A 19,138-nucleotide genomic window follows, 5' to 3' on the forward strand; every position below is an offset into this window, starting at 1 on the left:
GTTATACCTGTTCCCATTCCGAACACAGCAGTCAAGCTTTGTGAGTCGATGATAGTGCCTACCAGTGCGAAAGTAGATATTGCCAGATTTTTAAACCCTTCTTTGACTTCGGTCAAAGAAGGGTTTTGTTTATGCGCACTCACGTCGCTCGTCGGGGAACGATATCTCGCAAGTCGTCAACGCTTTCGGCGCGAACCTTGAACCGTCGGCCGCAAGGCGTCGAATGTCTCAAGAAGTTCTGACTGGTCACGAGTTTCGGTTGTCTCGTTTTGTAATACCTGCATCTTTCGCCACGTGTTTTTATGTGACAAGCTCGAGTTGTTCTGAGTTCGTCGTTTCGTAATAGGTTGGGGGATGTGGTTCGGCGAGCTGGCGTTTCGAGTTGAAATGGCTTGAGTAATTGGCTTTGTTGCGTTTAGTTTCAAGGCTCGTGCATCGCAGTCTGTTTCTTTATGACTTTGCAGCTCAGAAACCGCGTGTGCGCTATCGCCACCGTTGTCAATAACCGCTAAACTCCGCCGAAATACAGCCATCCAGTTAACCTGCCGGTGTTGGGACGTCGTTCCACTCCGCCCAAGAATTTAAGACGGACCTGACGCATGTTTGAAAAGCTGCGCATCATTTTTTCGATTCCCGAGCTTCGCAAGAAGATCATGCTGACGATTGGTTTGTTAGCTATCTATCGGATCGGTTTCCACATCCCATTGCCGATGATCGCAACGAACATCGGTGACGCTGGTGGCACCGCTTCGGAGTTCTTCGAGAAGATCACTCTGTTCGCAGCTAGCGACCTTCGCGAGGCGACGATCTTCGGGTTGGGGATCATGCCATACATTTCTGCGTCGATCATTTTTCAGTTGCTCGGGAGCGTTTACAAACCGCTCGAGGATTTGAAGAAAGAGGGCGAAGCTGGTCGCAAGAAACTGAACGAGTACACGCGTTACTTAACAGTGTTGATTTGTGTGGTGCAAAGCTACATGTACTTGAAATTCATGCTGATGTCGGGTGGCCCATCGGGTAACGGTGACATCAACCCAAACTTTATGGCCAGCGATGGTTCGTTGTTCTGGGGCTGGCAAATTGTTGCGGTGTCCGTGATGACTTGCGGTACGGTTTTCCTTATGTGGCTCGGCGAACAAATCGACGAGCACGGAATTGGCAACGGGATCAGCTTGCTGATCATGGCTGGTATTTTGGCTCAAATGCCGAAAGCACTCTACGAACTTGTTCGCAACATGAAGACCGAGTTAACTGGTCTTAGTCGTGGACAGATTGGTATTGAAACGTTGGTGTTGTTGGTTGTGTTGTTTGTGGGCGTCGTGTTCGGTGTGGTCTTCATCACACTTGGGCAACGAAAGATTCCAACTCAATCAGCCAAATTTACTCGTGGTCGCCGTGTTTACGGTGGTACTCGCCAACACTTGCCGCTCCGTATCAATCAAGCCGGCGTGATGCCGATCATTTTCGCTAGCAGCTTGCTGATCATCCCCGGAATGTTGATGGGCGGAATGGCTAGCTTCGTGGGTAGCGAAAGCTCATTGTTCAAACCTCTTAACTTGATCGGTTTGACTCTGAACGACCAAGGCTCGTTCGTGTTCAACCTGTTCTATGTCGTGCTGATTTTCTTTTTCTGTTACTTCTGGACTGCGATCACTTTCAATCCGAAAGAGATGTCGGACAACCTTCGTGACAGCGGAACGTTCATTCCTGGATATCGTCCCGGAAAGCGAACGACGGATTACCTCGAGAAGGTAATGGTCCGGATCACGTATGTCGGTGCAGCCTTCCTTTCGATCGTCGCGATTGTTCCCACGATCGTTTATGGATCGCTGGGTGTGCCGTATTCGATCGCTGGTTTCTACGGTGGTACGGGATTGTTGATTGCGGTTAGCGTCGCATTCGACCTGGTACAGAAGATCGACAGTCACTTGGTGATGCGAAACTATCGCGGACTGCTTGAAGGTGCCGGCGGTGGTGTAGCACCCGTCGTCTAGTCGAGTTTTTGTCCACTTTCGATTCACAACAATGAAGGTGTTTCGATGCGAATCATCTTCATTGGTCCGCCGGGCGCGGGCAAAGGAACTCAGTGCATGCGTTTAACGCAGCACTTGAAGATTCCGCACTTTTCAACGGGCGAGATGTTGCGTGCAACACGCAACCAGTCCGCGCTTGGCCGAGTTGTCGCTAGCTATATCGACGGTGGCCGTCTGGCGCCTGACTATTTGGTCATGCGTCTAGTCACAAAGCGATTGGCGATGCCTGACTGTGTTGGCGGTTGTCTGTTCGATGGGTTTCCACGTACGGTCGATCAGGCACGCATGCTGGACGAATATCTTGTTGAAAAGAATGGCAAGATTGACTTGGTGCTCAATTTGGTTGCTGATCAAGAAGAGCTAATCGCAAGGCTTCTAAAGCGTTCGACTTTGGAAGATCGGGTCGATGACAATGCCGAGACCATATCGGCGCGATTGAGAGTTTTTCATACTCAAACGGCACCAGTGCTGGATTATTACGCAGGTCGTGATTTGGTGCGAACGGTCGACGGCATGCAGTCGCCGGACAAAGTGTTTGAAGAGATCCTAGGGCATTTGCCCTAAGCTTTCTTGGGTGCCATTGGTCTTGTTGCATTTGCTATTGGGTCCAGCCGATCGATCCGGGGTTAGGACTTCGTGATCGTGCGGGCGTGCGGATGCGTGTGCGAGCCCGACTCGGCCTGTTTTCAAAGAACGTTGCCGTGGCATCATTGGCCTGGCTGCTTCCTGAGCCTGCCGAATGCAGTTTGTGGCTGTACAATGCGAGCGTTCCGGCGATTTCTTTCAGCACAGGTTCTAACGTGATTTTTCTCTCGTCATGTCGTACGCGTTTTTCTCTTCGACCGATGGTGTTGGGTGCTGTGATTGCGGCAGTAGGTTTGCCGCTGGCACTGGGGAGTGACAAAGCTCGGGCCCAGGGTTTTCTTCGCCCGATATCGGGTGCTCAATCAGGACGATTTATCGAACCGCCGCGGGCGATCGAGCAGCAGTTGAAGGACGCCGAGCAGTCATTGCTGGAGAAACGTTACAGCGATGCGGTGGTGGTACTGGGGGATCTGCTTGCGCGAGACGCTCAGCAAATGGACGAGTCGGATTTGACGGGTCAGGATTTCTTTCTTGGCACCGAAGACGCAGGCGCCGGTTCCGTGGTTGGCACGAGTTTGTTGCGGGCTGCGCGTGACATGATCGGCAAGCTGCCGTCGGCCGCGATGGAAACGTACGAGTTGCGATACGGTGCGATTGCCAAGAAGCTTCTTACTGAAGCGAGTGAGAACCGAGATTGGGAGAAAGTACGCCTCGTTCGGCGGAAGTACTTTCATACCGCGGCGGGATATCAGGCGTCATGGTTGTTAGCTCAGCATGAAATGCATCTTGGGCACCCCATGGCTGCGTCGATTTTGTTGGAAGATGTTGTTTCGACCAAACGTGGAATCGATCAGCTTGGTGTTGGTGTCGTGGTGCTGCACGCGTCGGCGTGTCAGTTGGCAGGGCGATCGGTATCAGAGATTTCAGCCGGCGAAGCAAAGATCAACGGTGCTTCCAAAACCATTCCAACCGGCGACGAGCAATCGGCTTGGTTGGCTCAGTTGTCGCGTGTGTTGCCAGAATTCGTCTCGAAGGATTCGGATGAGTATCCGATGTTTGGGGGGACGCCGAGCCGAAACGGTGGATCGGCGGGCCAAGTTCCGCTGACCAATTTGCGATGGATGCTTAGCACCGCCGCGAGCCCGCGTCAGGAGCGATCACTACGAGAGATCGCCGACGAGTTAGCCATTGGTGGAAAACTGCCGCCACCGTCTTGGAGCCCCGTTCGTGTTGGCAGTCAGTTGTTGATGCGAACGACTGAGCGATTGGTTGGCGTTGACTATCGAACGGGCAAACGATTGTGGACTTATCCCTGGCAGTCGGCCTACGAAACGGTAGAAGAAGAGGACATCGTGTTCGATGAACTATCGGGTGAAGGCAATGCTAACAGTTTGCTGACTCAGCGAGTTTGGAATGATGTTCCCTACGGCCAGGTCACCAGTGACGGCGAACGCGTCTTCATGCTGGATGACTTGGGCGAAGTCGAGATGATGTCGTTCAGTCCAATGATCAATTTGCGAGGCACTCGCCCGGCCGATACCAGTACGAATACTTTGGTCGCGCTCGAGATGGCGACCGAGGGCAAGTTGTTGTGGCGATTGGGAGCAGGGTCGGAAGACGGTTCGTCGTTGTCGGACGCGTTTTTCTTGGGCCCTCCCCTGCCGGTGGATGGGCGTTTGTATGTGATGGTGGAAATCGCTGGTGACATCAATTTGTGCTGTTTGGATCCGGCGACGGGCAGCGAGTTGTGGCGGCAGCACTTGGTCGCCGTTGAATCCGGCGGCATCGACACCGATCCAATTCGACGAGTCGCTGGTGCGGTGCCGACGTACCACGAAGGCGTTCTGATTTGTCCAACCGGCGCCGGCGCAACCGTCGCGGTCGACTTGGGCGATCGGATGCTGCGTTGGGGGACGATGTACGAGCGTAACGCCGAGATGATCCGTTCGATCAATGGTCGCGGCCCGGGGGTTGAAGCTAGTCGATTGATGCAGCGTTGGGACAATGGGACTGCGATTGCCGATGGCCAGGCTGTCTTGGTGACGCCGGTCGAAGCGGATCGGTTATTCGGTTTCAATTTGCTGACGGGCAAGCCTTTGTTTACTGAAAAGGCTCGCGTGCAGATGCGTTACTTGGCTGGCATTCGAGATGGCCGGTTTTTTGTCGTCGGCGGAAACCAAGTCCACGCGTTTAGTTTGGAAGACAACGGCATGGCAGTGTGGAGTGCCCGCGAAATTTTGTCCGCGGGCCAGCAAATTGCCGGACGCGGTGTCTTTGGCAAGAACACCTATCTGGTGCCAACGACAACGAACCAATTGGTCGAACTGTCATTGAAAGATGGTTCGGTTGTCACAAAACGGAACACTCGTTATCCGCTGGGGAATTTGGTTGCAGTTGACGGCGAAGTGATTGTGCAGGGCCCGACCTCTGTTTCGGTTGCGTTTGGCGAGGCAACGTTGGAACCGATCGTCAATCGGATGTTGAAAGCGAACCCCGAGGATTTTGAAGCGATTGTGCGGAAGTCTGAATTGCTTTTGCAACGCAACCAACGCCGCGAGGCATTGGAAATGCTCGGTCGTGCTCGTCAGATGCAGCCTGATAACGACGAGGTTCAAATGTTGAGCGTTTCGGCAATGCTGGGACTGCTGCGCGATGACGCTGATGTTGATTCGACGATCATTGAATCGTTGGAAGAATTGATCGATCGTCCGGCTCAACGTGTTGAGTTGTTGTCGCTGCGGATCCGCGCGGCGATGACGAGCAAGGATTATGTGGACGCGGCGAAACGTCTGATTGATTTTTCGCGTCTGTTGATCGATGAACCGTCACTTGAATCTGTCTCGGACCAAGTCATCAACGATCAAGCTCGCCAGTGCACGCTGGATAGTTGGTTGGCGGCTCGATCTCATGAAATCTTAGTCGCAGCCGCACCCGAGCAGTTAAGCCAGATCAATGAGTTGATGTCACAAGCGGCCGCATCACGGACCGAAGCGACAACGAACTCACTTGTCCGTTTGGATCATCATTTTCGCATGTTCGAAGGCTTTTCGCGGGTCAAGGACGAATTGTTGAGTCGTCATCGTTCGGCAGGTGACCACTTGCTGTTCGAAAGAACGATCTTGGGGACGCACGTGCCGACACTGGATGAAGTCAGTACCTGGCCCCGACGAGATTCATTGCGACTGATTCAGTCTTACGCGCGAGCTGGTTTTGGTAAAGATGTGTTGGCGTTGATCGATGCAGTTGGCGACGAAGCGGCGGCAGAAGTGGATGACGACTATACCGATTCAGCGGTTGTCGAAGCATTGCCGGTTGATCTTGACGAAGTTCGCGATTTGGCGCGAAACAGCGTTGTGAAAACAGATTGGCCCAAAAAAGTCTCGATGACCTGGGACTCGGCTCAAATCCGTACTCGCTTTGACACCAACAATCAGCGTGTTTCGAAAACTCAGACTCTCGCTGGTTTAGAATTCATCGGTTGGCAACTGATCAGCGACGGTGCCAGTCCGTTGTCGCTTCGCGATCCCTATGGAATGGCGAGGCCTCTGCCGGTTGAATTCACGCGCCAAAGCGACGATGTGGACAAGGAAGCGCAGGTCACTGGTGGCGCCATGGTAGTTTTGATGCCAACAGGTTTGACGATGATCGATTTGTATCATGTCAAATCGAACGATGGCGAATCGGTCCGCTGGCAACGCAGTCTGTCGGGCGATGGTGGTCCGATCGCGAACCGACGCAGTGATTCAACACCCTTTGGTGGTCAGGTGATTCACTACAACATCAAGTCGGCGTCAGCATCCAGCGTCGTTCCCGAGTTCGCGCTCGGCCCGGTTCTGGGTGATCGTGTGTTGATGTTGCAGGGTGGCGATTTGATTGCGCTCGACCTGATGACCAAAGAATCAATGTGGCGCAATTCGACGGCACCAAAAAGTGGAGTCGTGGTTAGCGATGGACATAGATTGGCGGTGGTTTCATCGGCGACCTCCGAGATCATGTTCTTTGACCTACTGGATGGCGCGAAGAAAGAAACCAAGCCGTGGATCTATGGCGATGCTTGGGAGTCGATCGGCGCGAACGTATTGAGTTATCGCAAGTTAGGCGATGGTGATGGCGATCGCTACGAATTGACATTGGTGAATGCGTTATCCGGCAAAGTCTTGCTTCGCGAAGAAACGCCATCGAGTAACCCGAGTGCAGACACCGGCGTTTCGGCGCAAGGCAAGATCATCAGCGGTCGTTACTTGGCGATGATGCGCAGCAGCGGTGAGACGTTGATTTGGGATCTCGCCGAAGGACGCGAAATTGGTCGGCCAAAGTTGCCTGCTTTCGAAAATCTGCAGGGACTTCATGCGATGATGCTTGAGGATCAAATGATTCTGTTGCCGAAACGACGAGTCGAGCGTCCGCGAACTCAATCTGTCGAACAGTTACAAACGGCGGATGGAGCGGCCCACCAAACGACGCATGGTGTTTTTGCGGTTTCGATGACCGACGGGGCTCTGCGTTGGGGCAAAGAATTTGACAAGCCTTGGGGCTGCACGCTGACGCAAGCTGACGCAACACCAATGCTGTTGTTGACCCGCAGCCCGTTCACCTATTCGGTCCCTAGTCGCAAAAAATCCTTAGATATACTTGCGCTAGACGTTCGCGACGGAGAAGAAGTTGCCGAGAAATTGGGCAAGCCGATTTTGTCGGGGAATAACGAATTGGAAACTCGTTTGACTGTTCAATCGCCGTTGCAGCGTGTGTTGGCACAGGTCGGGCCCGAATTATTGCTGTTCAAATACGGAGAAGTCGAACAAGGCGATGGGGCGGATGGTTCGGCGATCCAGCCGGACGAGGTGTCCGCGGAAAAAGAGGACTAGCAGGTCCGATGCCGATGCTTTGACCAGACGTGTCATACCCTTGGGCGATCATTCTTTTGTCGCCCAGTGATGTGATCCGATCGTGATCCGCCGGGCGAGCTTAGCACGCTTCACGGAGGAAATATTCGATGGCAAAGTACTACGTTCAATGTGGCCCGCTTCAAGTGGTTCTGGTTGCAGATACCGTTCGCCAGGCAACGATCGCAGCGATCGACAAAACGCTTCGTATGCATGCATGGATCTATGACGATTGCGAACTTAGCAATCAGGACTGTCGTGACCATTTGATGCTCGAAGCTCTGTTGCATATGGATCCGACGATGCAGGTCAGCGAAAAGGGGTTTGATCGAACTGATGCGATATTTGTTGGAACTCCTGAGGCGATTGAAGCTTGGCACAATTTGATGATCGGCATGAATCGATTGTTCATTGCCGCTGGGTTGGCACCGCGAACAATGGCCATGATTGCTGGAAAGGTAATCGAAGATGACTTTCCCCGATGCAAACTGCCTCGATAGTGCCGGCGAGTATCGACTTTGCCGGTCGTGACTCGAAGTGCTGTTATGCTATGTCGGTAACGCGGACAATTTTGTTTTCACTTATCGGCGAGTTTGTTTTGATGGCGGTTCCATTTCGTTGGTCAGCGATCCGGCAATGTGTCTTGATCATGGGAGTGATTGTTTCGAGTTGTTTTGCCGATCAAGTGTCTGCCGAAGATCCGGTTTCGATGCGACTGTGGTCGGGGCCGGCGCCATCGGAAACAACGATCGCGTTGGGAACACCTCGCCAGGGTCCGCCCAGCAAGGGGCCTGCGATTACTCGGATTGAGCAGATTACGGCACCTACGATTGATGTCTTTCCGGCATCCGATCCAAACGGCACGGCCGTGCTTATTTTGCCTGGCGGTGGTTTTGGGTATGTCGTCACGGATTTGGAAGGCAGCGAGGCAGCGACGTTCTTGAATCCGCTTGGCGTTTCGGTCTTTGTGCTTCGCTATCGGACGGGTGACAATCAAAAAGAAGACGTTTGGAAAAAGCCGGTCCAAGATGCTCAGCGAGCGATCCGGACGATTCGCAGTAATGCGGCTAAGTGGTCAATTGATCCAGACAAGGTCGGCGTGCTCGGGTTTTCGGCTGGCGGACAAGCGGCTGCTTTCCTGTTGACGGCCGAAAATGCGTTGTACGAGTCAGCAGATGAATTCGACGATGCAAACTGGCATCCGAATTTCGGCATCCTGGTTTATCCATGGCGAATGCTTGACGAATCGGGAAGCTTGAAACCTGGCATCAACGTAAGCGAGTCGACGCCCAAGACGATCCTGATTCATACGCACGACGATCCAGGGGCTGACTCGTTAGGCAGCGTGCAGTTCTATACGCAGTTGAAAAAGCACAAGGTCGATGCGGAACTGCATATCTATCGAACGGGCGGGCACGGTTACGGAACTCGCAAACGAGCCGACAGCGTGATCCACCAATGGCCGACACTGGTTAGCGATTGGTTGCGACTGCACGAGTTGTCGCGATAGTTCGCGGGACTGTCGATCGAATCGATTAGCGACGACGGCGGCGGATTGCGATCGGAACCGTGAGGCCAATGACGAGGAACGCAAACGAGCCAGGTTCTGGAACGGCGACCACGGAAAGATTCCACGAAACGGATTGTGTTAGCGGAGCGTCATCGAGCCGCCACCAATCCAATGTGTTGCCCGTGAATGAACTGTCCAGCAAGTTGTCGTAGGCTTTTGCCGTCAACGTGTAGTTGCCGTCGGCCAGTCCGAGTGCGGCAATGTCTAGCATCGATCCTTGCATGCCACTGTCGATTCCGTCGATCAACCACTGAACGTTGATCACGCTTTCATCGATCACGTCAACCCAAACATCGTCAAACATCGACAGTGTCGCGGCTGTGTCGGTCCAAGCGTCCAGTGGGTCAACTTCTGCGTAAATTTTTTCGATGAAGGCTTCGCGTCCGACTGCATCGAGCGGCCGGTTGAGACTGCGCATCAACGAATTGTTGCTGGGGCGATAAATCCCATTTTCGACGTACTTGCCGCCTTCGTAATAACCGATCTCGCCGATGCTGGGATTGTCGGGGTCTGTGTACCCGAGCCAGCGGTCCCATTTCCCAAGTGCCGGATCGGCTGTCACGTTCGCCTCGCCGGGTTCACTGCCGGTGTAAGTTCCGGGGGAAAAGTATTCGTCGGCTAGTCTTGCGAACGAATGTCCAACCTCGTGGACGGCGACCTCTAACGCACTGGCATTGCCGCCTGCATAAACAGCCCACTGGCCGCCACCGCCGCCGTACTTGGTGCTGTTAACGACTCCGATTCGCATGTCAACATCGACGCCTGTACCCGCAATCGCAGAATTCACTTCGGCGTTGGCAATTCCAGTGTTGAAGTACAGCAGACGATCAATCCCGTTCGTGTTGTATGTCGCATTGAGTGCGGTATCGCGAGTGATTCCATTGACCGGATCATCCGCGCCGGATTCGTTGCTGACCACGTCAACGCGGTGAAAATTGAAAAAGTTCTTGTATCGTGGAAACGGATCTTTCGTGTCAAAGAAATAGCTGATCGCTTGATCAATGTGCGAGGTATACGTCGTACCCAGTTCGGTGCTGGTGTAACCATCGCCGATAAACATGACATCGACGCGGTTGGTTGAACTGCCGTTATTTAAAATCGTCGTCAACTCCGCCGCATTTCCGATGGCCTGAGCGCCGATTGCAGAGGCTGCCGCGCAAATGAACATAAAGCGAGAGAGACGCATGGAAAGTCCGGCTTAGAAACGGGATTCGAACAAGGCCCAAAAACACGAGCGAGCGCAAGCGGTCACGGGACTCGAGTCTAACTTGTCTGCGAAGCCGATAAAACCAGTTTCAGCATCCCAATCGGGCCGTGGGGGGCGTTAATTCAGTTTGGGGTTCGTTTTATGACGAATCGCGTCTCTTTTGGTCTTTTTGTCCAGGTTTCGGCGCAGGGCTTCCGTCAAGTCGATGCCGGATTGATTGGCCAGGCAAATGGTGACAAACAGCACATCGGCTAGTTCGTCCGACAATTCGCCCGGCGATTCACCGGGTTTGGACGATTGTTCGCCACAAGTTCGCGACAAGATTCGCGCGACCTCGCCAACCTCTTCGACGAGCTGCGCAAGGTTCGTCATCTCGTTGAAATAGCGCACGCCAATCGTTCGAATCCACTGATCAACTTGGTGTTGTGCTTCCTGAATTGAAAGTGGCAGGGTGCTGGGTGAATCGCTCATTGGGCCAGCAACAGGTAAGTGCCGCTTTTACCAGCGACCGCTAGGTCGGTCTTTGCGTCACCGTTTAAGTCAGCAGTGACAATTTGAAGCCCGGTTCCAACGTGGCCCTCTTCGATCGTGTGACGCGTGAATGTTTTTTCGTTCGCGTTCCAGTCGTAGTAGTACATGCACGGCATTTCATTTCCGCCGGGGTCTTTTCCGTTGTGTGCAAAGTAGCGTTTGCCAGTGATCAGTTCGGGGTTGCCGTCACCGGTGATGTCAGCCCAGGCAAGTGAGTGCGGTTGGCTGTAGGACTTGTCGATTTCGTGCGGAGTCCAGGCGATCTTGCGGTCGTCACCGGTGCCTTGGATTCCATCGTTTTGCCACCAGAACAAACCGAAGTCGTGGCCGTTGCCAAAGATCAAGTCGCCGTCGCCATCTTTGTCCAAGTCGACTACCAACATTGGCAGTGACGAGTGCAGTTTCCAGTCGGCGTGAAAGGTCCACGGTGCTGACCATGGTTGATCGGCCGGTTGTTCGTACCAGCCTTGGCCGACCAACAGGTCCGGTCGACCATCACCGCTGATGTCGCCGACCGCGACGCCGTGCCCATTGCCCTTTTCGCCGAGAGTGTGCGGGACTAAGTCAAACATCGCACCGCCGTTTTCAGCGTTTGGTTTTTCACGATCACTCAAACGCCAGATCACGGTAGGCACATCATTTTTCCAACTGTTGACGATCCACTCTGGTCGGCCGTCGCCATCGATGTCTTGCAGCAGTTGTCCTTCGTTGGCTGAGTTGCCGGTGTCCACTAGCAAATGCTTGGGCCACGTTTTTCCCAATCGCAGCGCATCATCGCCTGGGTTTTGATACCAGTGCACTTCGCTGGGCAGGAAAGAACCGGCGATCACATCCAGTCGGCCATCGCCGTTGACGTCGAACAGATAGTCACCATTGCTTTCAACGTAGCCATTCCAGTCGTCGATCGAACGAACCGGACGTGGTTCCCAATTGCCACCTGACTTGCCGTCGCCGCCACGGAACCAGCTTCGTCCGGCGACTAGGTCTGTAAATCCATCTCCGTCGACATCACCGGCTGAGATGCCTTCGTTCGCGTCGAGAGCCAGCAAACGGTGGGAAAAACTTGCCACTGGGGATTGGCCGGACGCTTGATCGCACGCGGTCGTGGATACAAGGAAGCCAGTCAAAAGAACGATTGCGGGAGGGAAACGCATGCAATCGACGAAGGATCGGAATGCCAGCATGGGGGAATCCTTAAAGAGGCGGGGAGGGCACATTTGTCTTGCGGGGCGGGTTCGCAGGGAACTTTTCGCGGTTTTAACCGTAATGTTTCAGAGCGAATTGCTTGCGCAACCGGAACGAGTGTTTGGGATGCAGTGCTGTTTTTCAGAGTAACTTGGAAGCACACTATTGAAGACTCAGCTAAGCCGCCATGATTATAGCCACTCGACGGCACTGAATTGCTTGGCAGTCAATTAGCAGCAACCGCAAGGCAACGGACACTCCTGCGGTTCAATTTGGCACGTCGACGTATCCTTTAAGAAACATCGAGGCGGCATTGCAAATTTCCAACCAAAACGACCAGCTCTATCTTGAGGACATGCGTGTAGGCGATCGCTGGATGAGCGACTGGCGAGAAATCACGGCGGATGACGTCGCTGATTTTGCTAGCCTGACCGGCGATCACGATCCCCTGCATACTCCCTCGGCGGGCGGTTCACCATTTGGCGAACCTGTCGCCCATGGTTTGTTGGGACTCAGCGTTTTGGCGGGACTCAGTAGCGATCATCCTTGTGTCGCAACATTGGCGTTGGTTGGGATTTCAGATTGGCAGTTCGAGGCGCCGATTTTCTTCGGCGACCGAGTGCAAGTGTCGACCGAAATCGAAGCAATCGACCAGCATGGGCGTCGAGCTGGTCGGGTGACTTGGATCCGTCAATTGCTGAACCAACAGGGGCGGATTGTCCAACGAGGACGGTTTGTGTCATTGGTTGCCACCAAAGCGCGGGCGCGACGCTTGTCGAGCCAAGAAGAAACCCAGCGTGGAACACTGCCGGCTCGCTAAGCCAATCGGCCGATGCGGGTGGCATGCTGAATCGGTTCGCACACGTTATCACCGGATCACTTTTTCCTTGCGTTTCTCTGCTGTGTTGTTGATCGCGCCATGTTGTTGATCGCTACTGACGAGGCTGGTTACGGGCCCAAGCTTGGTCCGCTGGTGATCGCCGCGACGGTTTGGCAGATTCCTGGTGACGGTCTGGAACACCAAGCGATCGATGCGTTATTTGCACAGCTTCGCAAACCCGCCAAGATCGGCGCGACGAAAATCCGAGTGGATGATTCGAAATCCATTTTCAAGCCCGGGACCGGGCTTGCTTCGTTGCACGCGGTGGTCAGTGCCAGTCATCACGCATGCGGTCGCCGCGAACGTTCATTGCAAGAAATGTTGCCGCGGATTGCTGCCGATGACTTGCTGTCAATCAAAGCCACGCCTTGGTTGCACGGATTGTCGGACGCCGAATTTTTGGATGTCGCCCAGACATCCGAATGGTTGTCGGCATGGCAATCAACGGGGATCCGCTTGGTTGATGTGCAATCGCGAATAATCACAGCGGCGAAGTTCAACGAAGCCTGCGCGGACGGAGCCAACAAAGCCGATTTGTTGTCCGAATCAACGATTGGATTGGCAAAGTTGGTGATGGACCGAAATGTCGGCGACGAAACGGACGTTGCGATTTACTGTGACCGGCACGGCGGACGCCGGTATTATAGCGGCGTGCTGGGGCATGTCTTTGCCGATGCCGCGGTCCAAGTGATCGTCGAAGCGAAGCAGCACAGTGCCTATCGGATGACCGACCGCGGTAAGACGATCGAAATCGCGTTCACGGTCAAGGGAGACTCGTTTACGCCGGTTGCCCTGGCTTCGATGCACGCCAAGTATCTGCGTGAACGGATGATGGAATCACTAAACGGATACTTTGCCGGGCTGCATCCCCAAGGGAAAGTGCTGGTGCCGACGGCCGGCTATCCCGTCGATGCGGATCGTTTTCTCGCGGATATTGCCGCCACGATTCATCATCAGAAAATCGATCCGAGTAAGCTGATTCGATCTCGCTGATTCATCCCGCTGCGTGATTCTGTCATTTTCAGCGGGTGATTTGAATTCCGAGGCACGGCGTGTTAATGTCGCCAAAGCGAAAATCACCCCTCAAAGCTTGTGAAAGTCTCCCGATGAAACGTTTCTACCGCAATTTGATCTGTCTGTCCGCCTCGCTCGTCGCGGTATCGCTAGGCATGGGAACAGGTGTGCAGGCCGCAGACGGTGATTCAAACGACGGCAAAGTGCTGCGTCACGCGGTGTTCTTTTCGTTCAAAGAATCGTCGTCGAAAGAAGACATTGCGAAAGTGGTCGAAGCTTTCGAGGCTTTGCCGTCAAAGATCGATTCGATCACCGATTTTAAGTGGGGCACCAACAACAGCCCCGAGGGTCTGGACGACGGGTTCACGCATGCATTCGTGTTGACCTTTGCCGACGAAGCGGGCCGAGCAAAGTACTTGCCCCATCCAGCACATGCGGAATTCGGTGGCGTGTTGCGTCCGCATATGAACGACGTTTTCGTGATCGATTACTGGGGAAACGAATCGAACGTTGACCTAGAAAAGGAACTCAAGCACGCCGTTTTCTTCAAATTCAAATCCGACGCATCAGCGGCTGATATCAAGACCATCGAAGAAGCGTTCGCTGCGCTGCCGTCAAAGATTGACACGATCAAGGCGTATGAGTGGGGTGTGAACAATAGCCCTGAAAAGCATGACGACGGATTCACTCACGCCTTCATGGTAACGTTCGACAGCGAAGAAGGCCGTGCAGCCTATCTTCCACACGCCGATCACATGGCGTTCGTCGAAATCTTAAAGCCCATTCTCGAAAAGCCTCGTGTGATTGACTTCTGGGTCCAGTAACGTCGATTGTGTTTTAGCCTAAGCGGCTTCGGGATCAAATTTTGGTTCATCGCTTTGTGAATCATCGTCTGAGCCCTCGCTATCATCGCCGTCGCGGTAGTACGTTCGCATGCGGGCGGGCAGCGGATCAATGGCTAGTTGATCGGTCAGATAGCCTTTCGCTTTGGCAAGTCGCAGCACTTCGATGACGTCACCATAACCGCCACCAACGGCAGTCAGGCCCGCGATGAATTCAGGCACGCTGGTGTTGACGACCGCGATACGATCTTCTTCGCCAGCTTGAAATCGGCTGATGCGGATTTGTCCGGGCGAATCGGTATCGGGTTTGATCATGATGCCGGCAGGGCCTCGCATGAACTGTGTCAACTGAATATTCGAAAGGTTTCCGAACAAGACAACTTCGGGCGACTCTCGCAGCGAAACCACGACGGTTGGCGAGGCACTTGTTTGAACTTGGTACAGCCAAAAGGACCCGAGCGTTTGGCCGTTGAGTTGTCGGGGGCCGTCAGATCGGCGGCGGATCGAACAGAATGCGCCGTAGCGAGTCTCCAAGCTTGCTTCGCCGGTAAGACGTTTTAGCGCATCGACAGACTCTTGTGACTTCATGCCTTGCAAGGCCACCAGTCCGGGGGCGCGGAAAGCAGCGACTTCGCGAATTGCATCTTCAAGTGCTTCGATGCCTTCGACTCGGTCCAAATACGCTAACGCCTCGGCTGCATAGAACCGTAGTTCTGGATTCGTGGATTTCAATCCATCGATCAGCGTCGGCACGGCGCTTTCGCCGAGCGCCTCCAATTGAATGGCAGCGTCGGCAGCGGTGGCTGGATTGGCAAGACGGCTTGCCAAGTTGGACAAGCGTTTCTGAGTGTCCGAGGACTCCGGTTCGACTCCGATTGCGCGAATCACGGTCATCATTCGGCCGATACTGTCGCGATAACGTGGATGGACTTCTAGTTCGATGTAGTCGTCTTCGAGTGGTTCGGCGATGCCTTTGCGAGTCGTTCCGTCAAAGAAGAAGAAACGGCGGTTGATCGCCAATGCGATCGCGCTGGCCATGGCAACATGTCGGTATCGTGGACGCAGAATCAACGCCAGCGGCCGGCTGGTTTGGACACGGCCACCCGAAATGATCGTGCCTTCAATTTTGTTGCTCTCGTCCATCGACGCTGAATAGGCAGCGCGAGTCAGAATCGGACCGGTTCCGATCGCCAGTACTTCGCTTTGACGAACCGAGCTTTGCATCAATTGTTTCTGTACCGCGATTTGTTGGCGCAGTCGTGTGTCGAGCAACCATCCGCCATTGAGGTCCGATGCACGGCTTTCTTTGGGAGCCAGGACTTTGATGTCCATTGGGTCGCCACGTCGTGCGCCTGGAGGAATCGCGGCGACGACGCGGACCAATGCAGTATCGGGGGACTCTAAAAAGTGGTTGGGGTTGTCAACGTCGCGACGTTTCATTTCTTCGAGCAATTGCTCGCGATACAGCGACGGATCGGCCGCTCCGCCAGTTCCGGCAAGCGAACTGACCGCTCCGACGCCCTCGATCTGTAATGTGTTCATGCCGTGAGGAATCGCGGCTTCGCGGACCAAGTCCGGTGGGGCCGGTGCTTGCATCAACGCTTTTAAGGCTTCATTTTCATCTTCGTCGGGTTTTCCACGCCATATCGAACAGCCGCCAGCGGTCATGCAGGCGAGCAGCAGTATCAGAACGGGAAATTGAGGTTTCTCGGAGAGCTTCGGCATCCTGCCACGCATCCGTTAAAAAGGCGAGAAAACGGCCACTATCAATTGGGGGTCATACCGAAACCGGAGGGGACGAGGCAAGCCGGAAAATGGCGGCTCGAATTGGCAAACGAGCATCGACACGATTTCACAAGCATGGATTTCATAAGCATCAGTGGTGCAGCGAAATCGGCCGCATCGCTTAGACTGGGGGCGTGGCGGGATGCCGGTTGTTGTTTCCCCGTCGAGCCTAACTTTTGCCCTTTTTGATTTGAGAGCCGCTGCATGGCATTCCTGAGCCTGATTTTGGCGTTGCTGGTGCATCCGGTCCACGAAACCGTCACAGAGGTCCAGTGGAATCCGCAGACGCGGCGAATGGAAGTCGCGGTGCGGTTGGATATCGAAGACGAGCAGTGGATCAAGACCAAAGTGGGCGGCGGTGATCAAACGCCGATCTGGGCGATCCGGTACCTCCAGAAACGAGTTCGGATTACCAATCCGCCAGAACCAAAATCGTCGCCAGAATCCAAGGTGGCGAAAGATTCGGCCACCTATCACTGGATTGGACGGGACCGCGACGGGGCTCATGTTTGGTGGTACTTTGAAATCCAACCAACCGATGGCAAGCGGCCTGAATGGATCGATTGCCGGCTGCTGTTTGATCGCGAACCCGATTTTCTGCATCGACTGCTATTGTTAAATCACACGCCGCCGCGAGCGATGAACCTGACTGCGACTCGGTCGAGAGTTCGGCTTGATGCGGCGGCGGACACTGTTTCACCAGGCAAAACGAACCCTAAGAATACGACTGACCATGACGAAGCACCCTTGCCGCCAACTGACCTGTGAAATTATTTCGATCGGCGACGAGATGACCAGTGGCGCGAGACTGGATACGAACGCCCAGTGGCTAAGTCGCCGAGTCGGTGAGTTGGGCGTGGTTGTCAAGTTTCACTCGACCGTTGGCGATACGTTGTCGGACAACGTCGACGTCTTTCGTATCGCAGCCAGTCGCGCCGACATCGTTGTCGCAACCGGTGGACTTGGGCCGACCCGCGACGACCTGACTCGCGAAGCACTGTCGATCATGGTCGACCGGCCACTCGAAATGCGAGACTCGGCGATGCAGCATATCGAATCGATGTTCGCAAAGCGGCACCGCGAGATGCCGGAACGCAATCGTGTTCAGGCGATGTTTCCGATCGGCAGTGACGAAATCTTCAATCCCCAAGGCACAGCGCCTGGTATTGATTTAAAAGTCGAACGCGATGGCCAAATGCCCAGCCGAATCTTTGCGTTGCCTGGTGTTCCCGCGGAAATGGTTCGCATGTTCGACGAAACCGTGGCACCCCGGATCATGCAGCAATCGGGCGGCGGTTCACGGATCTCGCACGCAGTGATGAAGTTTTTTGGTGTTGGCGAAAGTGAAATGGAGCAACGGCTTGGTGAAATGATTTCACGTGACCGAGAACCACGCGTCGGCATCACCGTCAGCGGCGCGACGATCTCGTTGCGCATCACGGCGACGGCCGACACCGATGAAACGTGCGCGGCCATGATCGCCATGACGCGCGAAGAAATTTTGAAGTTGGTGCCGGAATACTATTTTGGTGACGGCGAATCGTTCGAACAGCAGCACGCCGTCGAGGCGACGCTGCGAGCTCGAGATGAATCGTTGTGCGTCATCGAACTCGGTCGGGCTGCATTACTGGGTGATTGGTTTGCCTCGCTTGGCGATTCGCCGGCCTATCGCGGTGGCATATCGCTAGCGACGACGGATGACATGGTCGGGCTGTTGGATGTTGCCAACACGGCCGACGCGATGACTGAAATCCAGCGTCGTTTCCGATCGGATTGGGTGTTGATGGTCGACGCTTATCCGCCGCTCGATGCGAAACCCGAAACGCCGCTACCCAACGCGGATGTGAACTTGGTCGTCCGAGCGCCGGGCGGCAAGTGTCACGAAAAAACGATCAGAATCGGCGGTCATCCTGATATCCTGCATGCCCGGATTGGCAAAGCGGCGATGGCTTGGTTGCGCGAAGTGCTAGAGTAAACAGACGACAGATCTTCCCTCTTTAAAAGGACTCACCCGATGCGATGGTTCACACTGGCAGCCTTCATGCTTTTGGCGTCACTGGCGGTTGCTGCCGACAACACCAACGACAACGCAGATCGCGAGACTCGGTTGGCCAACTACCTGACCGGGGCAAGCTTTGTTGGCAAGTTCACGGTCGATGGCAAAGAAGACAAACTGCCCAAGACAGAGCAGTACATGATTAGCAAGTGCGAAAAAATGGACGCCGCTGATCAGTATCGATTGACGGCCAGGATCAAGTATGGCGAAGTCGACAGCGAGGTGCCGATGGAGATTAAGATTTTGTGGTCCGGCCAGACGCCTGTGATCACGTTGGACTCACTTTGGATTCCCGGCATGGGAACGTTCGATGCCCGAGTGATGATCCACGCTGGACGTTATGCGGGGACATGGCAGCACGACAAAGTCGGTGGTCACATGTTCGGCAAGATCGTTGTTGCCGGTTCGAAAGATCCGGCGGAAGCGGACGAAGAAGTGAGGGGCGATCAGTAGGGATCACGTCCGTCGGACTGTGTCCATCAAATAAAGAACGCCCGGCTTCCCCCCGAAAGCCGAGCGTTCTTCGCTTCTTTTTTGTCCTACCGTTCGGTTAGCTTCTGCGGGTTG

The 19,138-nt window shown here is 54.4% G+C and carries 15 protein-coding genes; 11 read left to right on the forward strand and 4 right to left on the reverse strand.

Annotated features, from left to right (window positions below; genetic code table 11):
* The first annotated feature begins 599 nt into the window (after positions 1-599).
* The 5 genes from secY to Poly59_RS20375 all read left to right on the forward strand — a co-directional run bounded on the left by secY (position 600) and on the right by Poly59_RS20375 (position 9,011).
* On the forward strand, positions 600-1,994 hold the full coding sequence (gene secY / locus Poly59_RS20355; RefSeq protein ID WP_146535906.1) for a preprotein translocase subunit SecY: 1,395 nt from the start codon (positions 600-602) through the stop codon (positions 1,992-1,994).
* Positions 1,995-2,039: 45 nt separating this feature from the next.
* Positions 2,040-2,597, forward strand: a complete 558-nt coding sequence (locus Poly59_RS20360) for an adenylate kinase (RefSeq protein ID WP_146535907.1) — start codon at positions 2,040-2,042, stop codon at positions 2,595-2,597.
* A 281-nt stretch (positions 2,598-2,878) separates the two neighbouring features.
* Positions 2,879-7,483 (forward strand): outer membrane protein assembly factor BamB family protein, encoded by a 4,605-nt coding sequence (locus tag Poly59_RS20365; RefSeq protein ID WP_186776406.1) that lies wholly within the window; start codon positions 2,879-2,881, stop codon positions 7,481-7,483.
* 128 nt (positions 7,484-7,611) lie between these two features.
* Positions 7,612-8,001, forward strand: coding sequence for a hypothetical protein (locus tag Poly59_RS20370; RefSeq protein ID WP_146535909.1), 390 nt, complete (start codon positions 7,612-7,614; stop codon positions 7,999-8,001).
* 101 nt (positions 8,002-8,102) lie between these two features.
* Positions 8,103-9,011 (forward strand): alpha/beta hydrolase, encoded by a 909-nt coding sequence (locus Poly59_RS20375; RefSeq protein ID WP_186776407.1) that lies wholly within the window; start codon positions 8,103-8,105, stop codon positions 9,009-9,011.
* 25 nt (positions 9,012-9,036) lie between these two features.
* Here the strand turns inward: Poly59_RS20375 and Poly59_RS20380 are convergent, their stop codons facing one another.
* The 3 genes from Poly59_RS20380 to Poly59_RS20390 all read right to left on the reverse strand — a co-directional run bounded on the left by Poly59_RS20380 (position 9,037) and on the right by Poly59_RS20390 (position 11,963).
* A complete protein-coding gene (locus Poly59_RS20380; protein ID WP_146535911.1) occupies positions 9,037-10,257 on the reverse strand; it encodes a M64 family metallopeptidase in 1,221 nt (406 codons plus the stop codon).
* Between the two features lie 138 nt (positions 10,258-10,395).
* Complete coding sequence (locus tag Poly59_RS20385) at positions 10,396-10,749, reverse strand: nucleotide pyrophosphohydrolase (protein ID WP_146535912.1); 354 nt, start codon at positions 10,747-10,749, stop codon at positions 10,396-10,398.
* Positions 10,746-11,963 (reverse strand): FG-GAP repeat domain-containing protein, encoded by a 1,218-nt coding sequence (locus Poly59_RS20390; RefSeq protein WP_146535913.1) that lies wholly within the window; start codon positions 11,961-11,963, stop codon positions 10,746-10,748. The genes Poly59_RS20385 and Poly59_RS20390 overlap by 4 nt, the downstream gene beginning before the upstream one ends.
* Before the next feature lie 344 nt (positions 11,964-12,307).
* Between Poly59_RS20390 and Poly59_RS20395 the strand changes: the two genes are divergently transcribed.
* The 3 genes from Poly59_RS20395 (at position 12,308) to Poly59_RS30275 (ending at position 14,712) form a co-directional block, all read left to right on the forward strand.
* Positions 12,308-12,814 carry a MaoC family dehydratase gene (locus Poly59_RS20395; protein WP_246151795.1) on the forward strand — a complete coding sequence of 169 codons (507 nt, stop codon included), beginning with the start codon at positions 12,308-12,310 and terminating at the stop codon, positions 12,812-12,814.
* A 99-nt stretch (positions 12,815-12,913) separates the two neighbouring features.
* Positions 12,914-13,867, forward strand: coding sequence for a ribonuclease H family protein (locus Poly59_RS20400; RefSeq protein WP_146535914.1), 954 nt, complete (start codon positions 12,914-12,916; stop codon positions 13,865-13,867).
* Between the two features lie 113 nt (positions 13,868-13,980).
* On the forward strand, positions 13,981-14,712 hold the full coding sequence (locus Poly59_RS30275) for a Dabb family protein (protein ID WP_246151796.1): 732 nt from the start codon (positions 13,981-13,983) through the stop codon (positions 14,710-14,712).
* A gap of 18 nt (positions 14,713-14,730) precedes the next feature.
* On the opposite strand, the gene Poly59_RS20410 is transcribed toward Poly59_RS30275, so the two are convergent.
* A complete protein-coding gene (locus Poly59_RS20410; RefSeq protein WP_246151797.1) occupies positions 14,731-16,455 on the reverse strand; it encodes a flagellar basal body P-ring protein FlgI in 1,725 nt (574 codons plus the stop codon).
* A 264-nt stretch (positions 16,456-16,719) separates the two neighbouring features.
* Here Poly59_RS20410 and Poly59_RS20415 point away from each other — a divergent pair, with 264 nt between their 5' ends.
* From Poly59_RS20415 to Poly59_RS20425, 3 genes are read left to right on the forward strand one after another with little or no spacing between them, the layout of a single operon-like run.
* Positions 16,720-17,283 (forward strand): DUF6702 family protein, encoded by a 564-nt coding sequence (locus Poly59_RS20415; RefSeq protein ID WP_146535916.1) that lies wholly within the window; start codon positions 16,720-16,722, stop codon positions 17,281-17,283.
* Entirely contained in the window at positions 17,249-18,490 is a 1,242-nt protein-coding gene (locus Poly59_RS20420) for a competence/damage-inducible protein A (protein ID WP_146535917.1), read from the forward strand. The genes Poly59_RS20415 and Poly59_RS20420 overlap by 35 nt, the downstream gene beginning before the upstream one ends.
* Positions 18,491-18,529: 39 nt before the next feature.
* A complete protein-coding gene (locus tag Poly59_RS20425; RefSeq protein WP_186776408.1) occupies positions 18,530-19,024 on the forward strand; it encodes a hypothetical protein in 495 nt (164 codons plus the stop codon).
* The last annotated feature ends 114 nt before the right edge of the window (positions 19,025-19,138 follow it).

The organism is Rubripirellula reticaptiva (assembly GCF_007860175.1).
In the GTDB taxonomy this organism is placed as follows: Bacteria; Planctomycetota; Planctomycetia; order Pirellulales; family Pirellulaceae; genus Rubripirellula; species Rubripirellula reticaptiva.

Excerpts from the sequence above, each read along its gene's own strand:
- secY (WP_146535906.1), top strand. The coding sequence starts at position 600 with ATGTTTGAAAAGCTGCGCATCATTTTTTCGATTCCCGAGCTTCGCAAG.
- Poly59_RS20360 (WP_146535907.1), top strand. The coding sequence starts at position 2,040 with ATGCGAATCATCTTCATTGGTCCGCCGGGCGCGGGCAAAGGAACTCAG.
- Poly59_RS20365 (WP_186776406.1), top strand. The coding sequence starts at position 2,879 with ATGGTGTTGGGTGCTGTGATTGCGGCAGTAGGTTTGCCGCTGGCACTG.
- Poly59_RS20370 (WP_146535909.1), top strand. The coding sequence starts at position 7,612 with ATGGCAAAGTACTACGTTCAATGTGGCCCGCTTCAAGTGGTTCTGGTT.
- Poly59_RS20375 (WP_186776407.1), top strand. The coding sequence starts at position 8,103 with ATGGCGGTTCCATTTCGTTGGTCAGCGATCCGGCAATGTGTCTTGATC.
- Poly59_RS20380 (WP_146535911.1), bottom strand. The coding sequence starts at position 10,257 with ATGCGTCTCTCTCGCTTTATGTTCATTTGCGCGGCAGCCTCTGCAATC.
- Poly59_RS20385 (WP_146535912.1), bottom strand. The coding sequence starts at position 10,749 with ATGAGCGATTCACCCAGCACCCTGCCACTTTCAATTCAGGAAGCACAA.
- Poly59_RS20390 (WP_146535913.1), bottom strand. The coding sequence starts at position 11,963 with ATGCGTTTCCCTCCCGCAATCGTTCTTTTGACTGGCTTCCTTGTATCC.
- Poly59_RS20400 (WP_146535914.1), top strand. The coding sequence starts at position 12,914 with ATGTTGTTGATCGCTACTGACGAGGCTGGTTACGGGCCCAAGCTTGGT.
- Poly59_RS30275 (WP_246151796.1), top strand. The coding sequence starts at position 13,981 with ATGAAACGTTTCTACCGCAATTTGATCTGTCTGTCCGCCTCGCTCGTC.
- Poly59_RS20410 (WP_246151797.1), bottom strand. The coding sequence starts at position 16,455 with ATGCCGAAGCTCTCCGAGAAACCTCAATTTCCCGTTCTGATACTGCTG.
- Poly59_RS20415 (WP_146535916.1), top strand. The coding sequence starts at position 16,720 with ATGGCATTCCTGAGCCTGATTTTGGCGTTGCTGGTGCATCCGGTCCAC.
- Poly59_RS20420 (WP_146535917.1), top strand. The coding sequence starts at position 17,249 with ATGACGAAGCACCCTTGCCGCCAACTGACCTGTGAAATTATTTCGATC.
- Poly59_RS20425 (WP_186776408.1), top strand. The coding sequence starts at position 18,530 with ATGCGATGGTTCACACTGGCAGCCTTCATGCTTTTGGCGTCACTGGCG.